Below are 12784 nucleotides of genomic sequence, written 5' to 3'. Positions count from 1 at the left end.
TATTGTGCAGTGCAAAAAGCCCGTAGCAACGGGCCGGGCAGGATTCCGCGGAAGCGGTATTCGGAAGGAAACGCCATGACTCTGAATCGCCGCCATCTCCTCGCGGCCGGACTTGCCGCGCCCGCGCTGCTCAAGCTCGGCACCGGCTCGGCCCAGGCCGCCACGACCCTGAAGCTCTCGCACCAGTTCCCCGGCGGATCGATCGACGAGGGCGATTTCCGCGATCGGATGTGCCGGAAGTTCGCCGCGGCGCTCAAGGAACGCTCGAAGGGCGCGCTGGAGGTGCAGGTCTATCCGGGCTCCTCACTGATGAAGACCAACGCCCAGTTCAGCGCGATCCGCAAGGGCGCACTCGACATGACGCTCTATCCCTCGCCCTACGCGGGCGGCGAGGTGCCGGAGCTGAACATCGGACTGATGCCGGCGCTGGTCCCCTCCTATGCCCAGGCGCTCGCCTGGAAAAACGCGCCCGTCGGCCGCAAGATCACCGAGATCCTCGATGCCAAGGGCGTCGTCCTCGTCTCCTGGGTGTGGCAGGCCGGCGGCGTGGCGAGCCGCGAGCGCCCGCTGCTGACGCCCGACGACGCCAAGGGGATGAAGGTGCGCGGCGGCTCGCGCGAGATGGACCTGATGATGAAGCAGGCCGGCGCCGCCACGCTGTCGCTGCCTTCGAACGAATCCTACGCCGCGATGCAGACCGGCGCCTGCGACGCGGTTCTGACCTCCTCCACCAGCCTGATCTCGTTCCGCCTGGAGGAGATCTCGAAGGCCCTGACTTCGGGTCGCGAGCGCTCCTACTGGTTCATGCTGGAGCCGATCATGATGTCGAAGATCGTGTTCTCCGGCCTGCCCAAGGACCAGCAGGACCTGATCATGGCAGTCGGCGCCGAGCTCGAGAGCTTCGGCCAGGAGGGCGCCAAGGCCGACGACACCCGCGTCGAGGAGGTGTTCGGCAAGGCCGGAGCCAAGGTCGTGCAGCTCGACGAGCCGACCCTGGGGAAGTGGCGCGACATCGCCCGCGACACCGCCTGGAAGGATTTCGCCAACAAGAACGCGAGCTGCGCCGAACTCCTCAAGCTGGCGGAGAAGGTCGGATGAGCCACGCTTTCGACGCGGCCTCGGCCGCCTCCGAGACGAAGAAGCCCGAGGAGCCGCGGATTCCGGGCCTGCTCGGCGTCATCGACCGGACCACGCGCCAGCTCAACCACGTCATTCTGGTCTGCGGCGGGCTCGCCCTCGTCGCCGCCTGCCTCGTGCTTAGCTACTCCGTCCTGACCCGCTACGTCTTCCACGAGCCGACCGAGTGGCAGGACGAGACCGCCGTGTTCCTGATCGTCGGCGCGACCTTTCTGTCGGCGGCGGGCGTCCAGGCCAAGCGCGGCCACGTCGCCATCGAGGCGCTGACCGGCCTGCTGCCGCCGGGCGTCAACCGGGTGCGGCTGATCTTCGTCGACATCGTCGGGCTGGCCTTCGTGACCTTCTTCGCCTGGAAGAGCTGGAGCCTGTTCCACGAGGCCTGGGAAGACGGACAGATCTCGCAATCGACCTGGGGGCCGCCGCTCTGGATCCCCTACGTGCTGATGGCGGCGGGCATGAGCCTGCTCGCCTTCCAGTTCGTCCTGCAGATCGCGGAAGCGGTCCTCTACGGCCCCCGTGCCGCCGGCTGGGCCAAGCCGAAGATCGGGTTGGGCGCGGACATCAACCGGGACATGCACGACCGCCCGGATCTGGCACCCGAAGGGCCTGATCCCATGGGGCAAACGACGGGGCAAACGGCCAAACCCACTTCGGCACAGGTTCGGCCGATCACGACGACGGGAGGCAAGGCATGAGCACCGCCGCGATCGGCTTCCTCTATGCCGGGGCGACCCTCGGCGCGATGCTCTCAGGCATTCCCATCGCCTTCGCGCTCGGCTTCGTGGCGCTGGCCTTCATGTACGTGTTCATGCCCGCCGCCTCGCTCGATACGGTGGCGCAGAACGTCTACGAGGAGATGGCCTCGATCACCCTGCTCTCGATCCCGCTCTTCATCCTGAAGGGCGCGGCGATCGGCCGGAGCAAGGCCGGCCAGGATCTCTACTCGGCGATGCATGCCTGGATGCACCGGATTCCCGGGGGCCTCGGCATCGCCAACGTATTCGCCTGTGCCCTGTTCGCGGCGATGGCCGGCTCCTCGCCCGCCACCTGCTCGGCGATCGGCTCGGCCGGCATCCCGGAGATGCGCAAGCGCGGCTACTCGCCGGGCTTCGCCGCCGGAATCATCGCCGCGGGCGGGACGCTCGGCATCCTGCTGCCGCCCTCGATCACCATGATCCTCTACGCGGTCGCCGCGGAGCAGTCGCTCGGCCGGCTGTTCCTCGCCGGGATCGGGCCGGGCTTCCTTCTGGTCGCGCTGTTCGCCAGCTGGTCGGTGTTCCGCTTCCGCTCCGAGTTCGCGGCGGCCAAGCTGGCCTACGAGCGGACGGGCGCGCAGCACCCGATCCTCAAGGAAGACGTCTACAGCATGCGCGAGCGCTTCTCGACGCTGCCGCGGGTGCTGCCCTTCGTTGTGCTGCTCACCGGCGTCATGGTCGCGCTCTACGGAGGCTACGCCACGCCCTCCGAGACCGCCGGCCTCGGCGGCCTGCTGGCACTCGCTTTGATCGCGGTGATCTACGGCGTCTGGCGCTTCCGCGATCTCGACCCGATCCTCACGGCGACGCTGCGGGAATCGACCATGCTGATGCTGATCATCGGCATGTCGCTCCTCTACGCCTACGTGATGAGCTACCTCCACATCAGCCAAGCGGCAGCCCAGGCCATCGTCGCGATGCAGTTCTCGCCCTGGCTGCTGCTCGCCACGATCCTGTCGCTGGTGATCGTCCTCGGCTTCTTCCTGCCGCCGGTCTCGATCATCCTGATGACGGCGCCGATCATCCTGCCGCCGCTCAAGGACGCCGGGTTCGACCTCGTCTGGTTCGGCGTGGTGATGACGATCACCATGGAGATGGGCCTGATCCACCCGCCGGTGGGCCTCAACATCTTCGTCATCAAGAACATCGCCCCCGACATCCCACTCAAGGACATCATCTGGGGCACCCTGCCCTTCGTGATCCTGATGGGTATCGCGATCGTCCTGCTCTGCCTGGTGCCGGGCATCGCTCTCTGGCTGCCGGACCTGCTCCTGCCGTCGACGCGGTAAGGACGGCAACCGTCCTCGCAGCAACGCGTTCGGGAAGAAGAAAGCCCTCCGTGCCCTCGGGTGCGGAGGGCTCATCGTTCGGTCAATCGTTTGGTTAATTGTTTCTTGGCCGCCGCGATAAAACTCGCCTTAACCCTCGGGCCTCAAGATCGTCGCCTTACAGCCGGTTCCGGCACCGGACGGGAGACGATCCGTGACGAAGCCAGTCGCCGAGACCAAACCCGCCCGCGGCGCGACCGCCGCGCCACCGCTGAGCCCGAGCGTGCGCCGCCACCTCGGCAAGAGCCTGCGCAGCCATTACGCCGACAGCCTAACCGAACCGGTCAACGAGCGTCTCGAAACGCTCATCGCCCGCCTGGACACGCCGCAGGATCAGACGACGAATTCCTGACCGTCCGAAGACGATCCCGCCGCCCAAAGGTACCGCCAAGCCGAAAATTCCCGGCCGCTCTGGGGCGGCCAGGATCTTCAGATTCCGGATGCGGGTTCGCGTAAGGAAGCGGCGCGATCAGTCGAGAGCGACGGCGACCAGGGAAAACAGACCCGCCAGCAGCAGGTTGCAGGCGATGAGGACGACGACCGTCATGGATTGGCTTCGCGGCTGAGAGGAAAATCGGGCAGGCGTCGAGGGCGGCGAGGAATGTCGCCGTGATGGCAGCGTCTAGCGAGAGAAGCTTGACGGAGTGCTCATCCCGCCCGATTGCGGCGCCGGCGCGACCCGGTTCGCCAAAACCGATGCAGGAAGATCACAGAGGTTACGCGATGATGCCTCTGTACCCTCGCGCTTGAACAAGCCCTGAACCGCAGCACCGCCGAACGCTGCAGCGCGGCTACATTCGTCGATGGGCCGAAAACCGATACGCCGTTTTCCGCTCGTCCCCGCAATATTGCCAAGATTTGGTTAACGGATTAGGCTCGCGACGTCCCATTTCGAGACAGACCCGGCCATGATCTCCCTGAGCGAGACCCTCCTCACCGCCGCCGGCCTGTTCGGGCTCGGCGCCACCGCTGCATCGGTCGGCAGCTCGGCAGAGCCGCACGCCTTTCCGGACTTCTCCCTGGAAGACGCCTTGCCTCTTGCCGAGGGAAGAAGTCTGTCGTCGGAGGATGAGGCGGCGGATGATCCCTTCTTTACCGCGGTCGCCGACGCCCTGCGGGAGGCAGGCTACCTGGATTCCTGAAAATCGGTTGGTTAAGCCTGCCTGATCCGCCGCCCCGCGCGGGCGCTCAGGAAGGCCGCCGCACCGCATGTCCGCATCCCCTGCCGTCTCTCCCGACGTGCTTGCCGCCATCGGCGGCACGCCCATGATCCGGCTGCGCCGGGCCTCTGACGAGACCGGCTGCACGATCCTCGGCAAGGCCGAATTCCTCAATCCCGGCCTGTCGGTGAAGGACCGGGCGGCCCTCTCGATCGTCCGAGACGCCGAGGCGCGCGGCCTGATCCGGCCCGGCGGCACCATCGTCGAGGGCACGGCGGGCAACACCGGCATCGGGCTCGCGCTGGTGGCTTCTGTCCGCGGCTATCGCACCGTCATCGTCATCCCCGAGACGCAGTCGGCGGAGAAGAAGGAGACGCTGCGCTTGGCCGGTGCCCGACTCGTCGAGGTGCCCGCCGTCCCCTTCGCCAACCCGAACAACTACGTCCACGCCGCCCGCCGGCTCGCCGAGCGGCTGGCCGAGACGGAGAAGGCCGGCGCCTTCTTCGCAGACCAGTTCGACAACACCGCCAACCGCCGCGCTCATATCGAGGCGACCGGCCCCGAGATCTTCGCGCAGACCGGCGGCGCGGTCGACGGCTTCGTCTGCGCGGCGGGCACCGGCGGCACGCTCGCGGGCGTGGCCGAGGCGCTACGAGCGGCCAAGCCGGGCGTGAAGATCGCCCTCTCCGATCCCGAAGGCTCGGCGCTCCACGCCTATTTCAGCACCGGCACGCTCAAGGCCGAAGGCTCCTCCATTACCGAGGGCATCGGTCAGGGACGGGTGACGCGAAACCTCGAAGGCTTCACGCCCGATCTCTCGTTCCGGATTCCGGACACCGAAGCGCTCGGCATCATCTTTGGCCTGATGCGCGAGGAAGGGCTGTCGCTCGGCGGGTCGTCCGGCATCAACGTCGCGGGCGCGATCCGGCTCGCCCGGGAACTCGGACCCGGCCACACCATCGTGACGATCCTCTGCGACGGTGCCGCGCGCTACGCCTCGAAGCTGTTCAACCCCGCCTTCCTGAGCGAGCGCGGCCTACCGATTCCGGACTGGCTCGGCTCATCCCCCGACGCCCTGCCCGATTGGAGGGCGTGAGCCGCGGGACGCTGCAGGATCTAGACTGAGCCGGCAACGAAATCGCTCGAGGAAGCGTTGCTGTGGGTGCTCAAGCGTCGGTGTTTGAGCGATTCGGAGACGTGCCGTCGATGCTCACCACCATTCTGCTCATCCTGCTGATCCTGCTGCTGTTCGGCGGCGGCAACTTCTACGGCGGCGGGCGCTTCCGCGGTCCCGGCTTCGGGCTCGGCGGCATCCTGCTCATCATCTTGATCATCCTGCTGGCGACGGGCCGGATCTGAGGCTCGCCGCCGCCGCTCACCGGGCGCAGGTGATCGCCACGACCGCGCCGAGAACGGGGGCCGCCGCCCTGCCCAGCGTGGTCGCGGCGTCCCTGGCGGGACGCGCACCCGCCCCGGCCGGCACGCCGCTCTCTGCCAGGAAGTCTGCGACGGCCTTCCCAGGTACGACCGCGTAGCGCGTCGGCGGCATCACCCCGGCGATCAGGCGGGGTGCGGCGGGAAACCGGGCGACGAGTCCGGCAAGCCGGCCGGAGCGGTCGAGCACCGGTGCGCCGCCCGCTCCGGGCTGGAGCGGGGCGTTGACGCCCTCGGCCGCTCCGATGGCGGGAGCGACGCTCGGGCGTCCCTTGGCCTGAGCGCCGAGCACGAGCAGGGCCTCTCCCTCGCTCACCGGTTCCGTGCGCAGCGGCGGCGCACCGCCGCCCGGCAAGCCTTCAGCAGACAGCAAGGCGAGGCTGCCCGCTGCGTCGCGCCGCTCGATCCGGGCCGCTGCACCGCCGATGCGGGGTGCGGCGCAGGCTTCGAGCGCGGAGGCCGCCGTCAGGACTCGTCCGCCGCCGAGAAGCAGGCCGGTTGCAGCCGGGCGCGCCTCGGCCTGCGCGCCGGGCAATGGCGGCAGGGCGGGCGCGGGCGCCATGCCGGGGGCGGGAGCGCGCGGGGTCGGGCCGGTGGCGGTCGCCGGAGCGGCGGCGGCCGGTGCCGCCTCGGGGAAGGGCGAGAACGTGTTGGCCACCGCGATGACCAGACGGTCGACCGTGTCCGCCAATGCCCTGTCGTAGGCGAAGGTGAAGCCGCGGATGCCCTGAGGACCCTCGGCGTAGCGGATGTAGGAGCGCCCGCCCGCGGTCTCGGCGGTGATGACGATGAAGTCCGGCTTCTTCAGCTTGTAGGTGACCTTGCGGCCCGGCATCGCGGCGGTGGCCCGCTCGAACAGGGCGTCGAGGCCGGTCTCCCCTTGCGAGAATGATTTGGTGTCGAGGGTCACCCGCCCGTCGGCACTCTGCCAGCGGGTGCCGCCGGGGATCGCGCTCTTTCTCGGCAGGAGCGCTTCCGGCACGCCGACCACCACGCCGCTCGCCGGATCGGGCTGGACCTTGAAGCGCGCGGCCCGTCGAGCCTCCTCCGCCGCGCGCTTGAGCGCCGCGCGCTCCGGCGGCGTGAGCAGGCCGGTCGGGGCGGTGCCCGTGCGGGTCTGATAGGTCTGGATACCCTCGAAGCTGCGCTTGCCGAAGGCGCCGGTCGTCACGCCGTTATAGTCCCCGGTCCAGACCAGGGCATCCTGCAGGCCCTGCCGCTCCGCCTCGGGCAGGGCCTCGAAGGCCGTCCGGGCCGCCTCGAAGGCGGGATCGGGCGCAGGCGGGGCCGGGGCGGCGGGCTTCGGCCGGACCTGCGGGGCCGGTGGGACGGGCCCTTGCGCGAGCGCTCCGGTCGCAAGTCCGGCAGCGAGGAGAGCCAGCAGGCCGGTGCGAAAAGCGTTCATCCGTCCCGTCATCGCCGCCATTCGATTCGAAATGCGGGTCATGATGCCAGCGGGAATGGGCCGCCTACAAGTCGCGGCGGACCGCAACCCCCTGCCTGGACCGGCGGCCGGCTCGGCGTGCCGATCCACGAGGCGGCCCTCCCGCGTGCCGCTGCGCCGAGCAAGCGTTGCGGCCGGCGCGGCAAGTGATAGCTTGCCGGCCGCGGACGCCCTGCTTCGGGCGCACCGGTCGGAGGAGACGAGAGCATGTCCCAAGGCAAAAGTCTCGGGCGCCTCGGCGCGGCCTTGGTCGGCGCGACGCTGCTCGGTGTTTCGGCCCTGGCCCAGACGCCGCGCCCGGCCGCGCCCCCAGCCGCGCCACTGAGATCGGCGACCGCGCCGATCGCGAAACCCTTCGTGCGTGAGGCGCTGGCGAGCGCGGGCGTCCGACTCGAGACCGCCCTCAAGAGCGAGGCGCCTCCCGGCGCCAAGACGGCCGCGCAGTGGCGCCGCGAGGCGGAGACCGCCGCGCGGAGCGAGGGGGCCGAGCCGGATGCCGAGCTGAACGCCTATGCCGCCGCCGTCTCAGCCGACCCGAACGATGTTCGCAACTGGCTCGACTACGCCAGCGCGGCCATTGCCGCCGGCAACGACGAGGAACGCGCCGATTATTCCGCCCGGTTCAAGCTGAAGGGCCGCGCAAGTGCCGCCGCCTACCAGGGTTATCTCCGCGCCAGGAATCCGGCGGACGAGGCGCGGGCGCTGGCCCGGCTCGGCGAGATCCAGGCGGCCCAGGCCGAGTGGCGGCCCGCCTTGGAGGCCTACCGCGCGAGCCTCGCGATCAAGGACGATCCGCAGATCCGGACCGCTTACGAGAGCCTGCGCGCCGAGCACGGCTTCCGCATCCTCGACTACAAGGTCGACTCGGACGCCGCTGCGCCGCGGGTCTGCTTCACCTTCTCCGAAAGCCTCCTCCCGAAGACCGATTACAGCCCCTACGTCGCCGTCTCGGGCGCGACCAACGCTGCCGTCACGGCGGAGGGCTCGCAAGTCTGCGTCGACGGGTTGAAGCATTCCGAGCGCTACGCCTTCGTGCTGCGCCAGGGCCTGCCCTCCTCCGTGGGCGAGAACCTGCTGAAATCGGCCGATTACGAGGTCTACGTTCGCGACCGCTCACCCCAGGTGCGCTTCACCGGCCGCAACTACGTTCTGCCGCGCACCGGTCAGGCCGGTGTGCCGCTGGTCTCGGTCAACGCCGCCAAGCTCGACGTGGAAGTGCTGCGCATCGGCGACCGCGGCCTGTTGCCGGCGCTTCGCTCGGAAGAGTTCCTGAGCCAGCTCAGCGGCTCGACGGCCAAGACGATCGCCGACCAGAAGGGCCAGCGTGTCTGGAAGGGCTCCCTCGACACGGCCAAGGCCGAGACCAACCGCGAGGCGGTGACCGCCTTCCCCGTGCTCCAGGCCGTCGGCAAGCTGGAGCCCGGCCTCTACCTGATGCTGGCGAAACCCACCGGCACCACGGACTCGTTGGAGGACGAGGACGGCGGCTACGAGAGCCAGGCGACGCAGTGGTTCGTCGTCTCCGATCTCGGGCTCACCGCCTTCAAGGGCCGCGACGGCGTCCACGTCTTCGCCCGCTCGCTCGCCAGCGCCAAAATCGTATCCGGCGCCGAGATCCGGCTGATTGCCCGCAACAACGATGTGCTCGCGACCGCCAAGACCGACGGTCAGGGCCACGCCGCCTTCCCCCCCGGCCTCGCCCGCGGTGAGGGCGGACTGGCGCCCGGCCTCGTGGTGGCGCAGGTCGGCGACGATTACGGCTTCCTCGATCTGGCGCTCGGCGCCTTCGACCTGTCGGACCGTGGGGTGAAGGGCCGCCCGGCGCCCGGCGGAGCCGAGGCCTACGTCTTCCCCGAGCGCGGCGTCTACCGCTCCGGCGAGACGGTGCAGCTGACGGCTCTGCTGCGCGACCCGCAGGGAGCGGCCGTCAATGGGCTGCCGCTGACGCTGGTGGTGAAGCGGCCCGACGGCGTCGAGTACCGCCGTGCGGCGGTCGCCGACGAGGGGCTCGGCGGACGCTCGCTCGCCCTGCCGCTGATGGCCGGCGCGATGCACGGTACGTGGCGCGTCTCCGCCTATACCGATCCGAAGGCGCCGCCGGTCGGCGAGGCGAGCTGGCTCGTCGAGGATTACGTGCCCGAACGACTGGAAGTGGCCCTCACTCCGAGGACATCGACCCTGACCCGTGGCGAGCCGGCGGTCATCGATGTCGCCGCGCGCTACCTCTACGGCGCTCCCGGCTCGGGGCTCGACGTCTCGGGCTCGGTCGCGGTGCAGGCAGCGGCGAATCCCGGCATCAAGGGGCTGGACGGCTTCTCGATCGGCCTCGACGACGAGGCAGTGGAGGCGACGACCGCCGAGATCGACGCCAAGGCGACCACCGACGCGCAAGGGAAGACCAGCATTACGGTGCCGGTGCAGGAGGTGGCCGCACCCCGAGCGCTGGAGGCGAAAATCACACTTGCCGTCGGCGAGCCGGGTGGCCGGGCGCTGAGCCGCAGCGTGACGCTGCCGATCCTGCCGACCCAGCCCGTGCTGGCGATCCGCAAAAACTTCGGCGGCGATCTTGCCGAGAACGCGACCGCGACCTTCGACGTCGCCATGGCCGCGCCCGACGGCCGCCGCCTCGCGCAGGACGGCGTGGCGTGGACGCTCTCGAAGGTGGATCGGACCTATCAATGGTACCGCGCCGACGGGCGCTGGAGCTTCGAGCCGGTGAAGTCGAGCCGCCGCGTCGCCGACGGGCGGGTGGCGATTGGTGCCGACGCGCCCGCGCGCATCGCCGTGCCGGTGGGATTCGGCCAGTACCGCCTGGAGGCGAGCGTGCCAGGCCAGCCACAGGCGGCAGTGAGCGTCTCCTTCACCGTCGGCTGGGGCGGCTCCGAGAGCGCCGACGTGCCCGATCTGCTCGACCTCACCCTCGACAAGCCGGCCTACGCCGCGGGCGAGCGGCTGCGGGCGCAGCTCCAGCCGAAATTCGCCGGTACGGCGACGCTGGCCATCGTCAGCGACCGGGTGCACGAGATCCGCGACGTGACGGTCGCCGAGGGCGGCACCACCGTCGACATTCCGGTCAAGGCGGAATGGGGCGCGGGCGCCTACCTCGTCGCCACGGTCTACCGGCCGCTCGACCAGGCCGCCAAGCGGATGCCGGGCCGGGCGCTCGGGCTGGCGTGGTTCTCGGTGGACAAGGAGAAGCGCGGCCTCTCCGTGGCAATCGAGGCGCCGGAGAAGGTGCGCCCCCGCGGCACGCTCACGGTGCCGGTGAAGCTCGCCGGCCTTGCTGCCGGTGAGGAGGCGCGGGTGACGCTCGCCGCGGTCGATGTCGGCATTCTCAACCTGACCCGCTACGAGGCGCCGAACCCCTTCGCCTATTTCTTCGGCCAGAAGGCACTCGGCCCCGAGATCCGCGACCTCTGGGGCTACCTGATCGACGGCATGCAGGGCACGCTCGGTGCAATCCGCTCCGGCGGCGACGGCGGCGCGACCGAACTCGCCGACGCCCCCCCGACCCAGGCGCCACTCGCGCTCTACTCGGGCGTCGTCACCGTCGGCCCGGACGGCACGGCCAAAATCCCGCTGGAACTGCCGGCCTTCAACGGCACCGCCCGGCTGATGGCGACCGCATGGACCAAGACCAGGGTGGGTCAGGCCCAGGCCGACATGATCGTGCGCGACCCCGTGGTGCTCACCGGCACCCTGCCGCGCTTCCTCAATGTCGGCGACCGCTCACGCTTCTACGTCGCCCTCGACAACGTGGAGGGAGCTGCCGGCGACTACACCGTCGATCTCGACCTCACCGGCCCGGTCGTGGTGGCGGGCGAGGCGGTGCACACCACGATGCGGCTGGAGGCCGGCGCCAAGGGGCAGCTCGTAATCCCGATCACCGCCGCCGGCCCCGGCCTCGCCCGGCTCGACGTGAGCCTGACCGGCCCCGGCATTCAGGGCAGCGCCGGCCAGTCCTTCGCGCTCGGGATCAGTCCCGGCACGGGCGCGCTGGTCCGCCGCAATGTGCGCCCGCTGGAGCCCGGCGCCGGCCTCGACCTGACGCCGGATCTGCTCGCCGACATCCTACCCGGCACCGGTGCGGTCTCCGTCTCGGCCAACCGCCTCGGGGGCATCGACGTCGCCGCCCTGCTGCAATCCCTCGACCGCTACCCCTACGGCTGCTCGGAGCAGATCGTCAGCCGGGCGATGCCGCTGCTCTACGTCAACGCGCTGGCGGCCGGCGAGAAGCTCGGCCTCGACGGTGGGCTCGACGAGCGGGTGCGGGGGGCGATCGAGCGGGTGCTGGCGCGCCAGGGCTCGAGCGGCGCCTTCGGTGCATGGTCCACAGAGAACGCGGGCGACACGTGGCTCGACGCCTATGTCACCGACTTCCTCACCCGCGCCCGCGAGCGGGGCTTCGCCGTGCCGCAGACCGCCTTCAACAGCGCGCTCGACCGCCTGCGCAACACGGTCGCCAACACCACCAACGTCGAGAACGGCGGCATGGACCTCGCCTACGCGGCCTACGTGCTCGCTCGCAACGGCCGGCCGGTGATGGGCGACCTGCGCTACCTCGCCGACACCAAGCTCGCCGACTTCGCGACCCCTTTGGGCCGCGGCCAGCTCGCCGCCGCACTCGCCCTCTTGGGGGATCGAGGCCGCGCGCAAAAAGGCTTCGAGGCGGCCGTGCAGGCGCTCCAGGCCGAGCGCGATAAGGGCGCATACCGCGCCGATTACGGCTCGCGTCTGCGCGACGGCGCCGCCCTGCTGGCGCTCTCGGCCGAGACCGGGTTTTCTCAAGGAACGCTGCAGCCGGTCGCCGCCGTGCTCGGCCAGGAGCGGGCGGACGGCCGCTCCACCAGCACGCAGGAGAATGCCTGGATGGTGCTGGCGGCCCAGAGCCTCGCCAAGGAGTCCGACAGCCTCGCCCTGACCATCGATGGCAAGACCGAGACGGGTCCGCTCTCGCGGCTCTACCGGGCACCTGCCCTGGAGGTGCGGCCGGTGCGGATCGTCAATGCCGGCCGCGAGGCGGTGCCCGTCGCGGTCAGCGTTCAGGGAAATCCGATCACCCCGGAGCCGGCGGCCTCGCAGGGCTTTTCGGTCGAGCGCGCCTTCTACCGCCTCGACGGCAGCCTGGTGGACCTGGGAAAGCCCCTGCGCCAGAACGACCGCCTCGTCGTGGTGCTGAAGGTGACGGAAGCCAAGGCCAGCGCCGGACGCCTGCTGCTGGTTGATCGCCTGCCGGCAGGCCTCGAGATCGACAACCCGAAGCTCCTCGACGCCGACGCGCTCTCAGGCCTCAGCTTCGCCAAGTCCGAGGTGGCGCCGGTCCATACCGAATTCCGCGATGACCGGTTCGTGGCCGCCTACGACCGTACGCCGGAGCAATCCGCATTCTTCTCGGCGGCCTACACCGTGCGCGTGGTCTCGCCCGGCACCTACGTGCATCCGGGCGCGAGCGTAGAGGACATGTACCGCCCCGAGCGGTTCGGACGCACCGCGTTCGGATCGGTCGAGGTCACCTCGGCGAAGTAG

9 protein-coding genes are annotated in these 12784 nt (G+C 70.0%); 8 read left to right on the top strand and 1 reads right to left on the bottom strand.

The features are described from left to right. Positions 1-75 precede the first annotated feature (75 nt). From dctP to FHU13_RS04710, 7 genes are all read left to right on the top strand, one after another. A complete protein-coding gene (dctP, locus tag FHU13_RS04740) occupies positions 76-1098 on the top strand; it encodes a TRAP transporter substrate-binding protein DctP (RefSeq protein ID WP_183434684.1) in 1023 nt (340 codons plus the stop codon). Beyond that, on the top strand, positions 1095-1832 hold the full coding sequence (locus FHU13_RS04735) for a TRAP transporter small permease (RefSeq protein ID WP_183434683.1): 738 nt from the start codon (positions 1095-1097) through the stop codon (positions 1830-1832). The genes dctP and FHU13_RS04735 overlap by 4 nt, the downstream gene beginning before the upstream one ends. Beyond that, positions 1829-3181 carry a TRAP transporter large permease gene (locus tag FHU13_RS04730; protein WP_183434682.1) on the top strand — a complete coding sequence of 451 codons (1353 nt, stop codon included), beginning with the start codon at positions 1829-1831 and terminating at the stop codon, positions 3179-3181. The genes FHU13_RS04735 and FHU13_RS04730 overlap by 4 nt, the downstream gene beginning before the upstream one ends. Positions 3182-3374: 193 nt before the next feature. Next, the gene (locus tag FHU13_RS04725; protein ID WP_183434681.1) at positions 3375-3572 is read left to right on the top strand and encodes a hypothetical protein; all 198 of its coding nucleotides are present in this window, start codon (positions 3375-3377) and stop codon (positions 3570-3572) included. A gap of 556 nt (positions 3573-4128) precedes the next feature. After that, on the top strand, positions 4129-4362 hold the full coding sequence (locus tag FHU13_RS04720) for a hypothetical protein (RefSeq protein ID WP_183434680.1): 234 nt from the start codon (positions 4129-4131) through the stop codon (positions 4360-4362). Between the two features lie 67 nt (positions 4363-4429). Then, positions 4430-5476, top strand: coding sequence for a cysteine synthase A (locus FHU13_RS04715; RefSeq protein WP_183434679.1), 1047 nt, complete (start codon positions 4430-4432; stop codon positions 5474-5476). 110 nt (positions 5477-5586) lie between these two features. Continuing rightward, positions 5587-5739 carry a DUF3309 family protein gene (locus FHU13_RS04710; RefSeq protein WP_183434678.1) on the top strand — a complete coding sequence of 51 codons (153 nt, stop codon included), beginning with the start codon at positions 5587-5589 and terminating at the stop codon, positions 5737-5739. A gap of 16 nt (positions 5740-5755) precedes the next feature. On the opposite strand, the gene FHU13_RS04705 is transcribed toward FHU13_RS04710, so the two are convergent. Then, positions 5756-7219 carry a serine protease gene (locus FHU13_RS04705; protein ID WP_183434677.1) on the bottom strand — a complete coding sequence of 488 codons (1464 nt, stop codon included), beginning with the start codon at positions 7217-7219 and terminating at the stop codon, positions 5756-5758. A 246-nt stretch (positions 7220-7465) separates the two neighbouring features. On the opposite strand from FHU13_RS04705, the gene FHU13_RS04700 reads away from it, so the two are divergent. Then, positions 7466-12784 carry an alpha-2-macroglobulin family protein gene (locus FHU13_RS04700; protein ID WP_183434676.1) on the top strand — a complete coding sequence of 1773 codons (5319 nt, stop codon included), beginning with the start codon at positions 7466-7468 and terminating at the stop codon, positions 12782-12784.

The sequence above is a fragment of the Methylobacterium sp. R2-1 genome, assembly GCF_014191355.1.
GTDB lineage: Bacteria > Pseudomonadota > Alphaproteobacteria > Rhizobiales > Beijerinckiaceae > Methylobacterium.
This window is presented reverse-complemented; position numbering and strand designations above follow the sequence as displayed.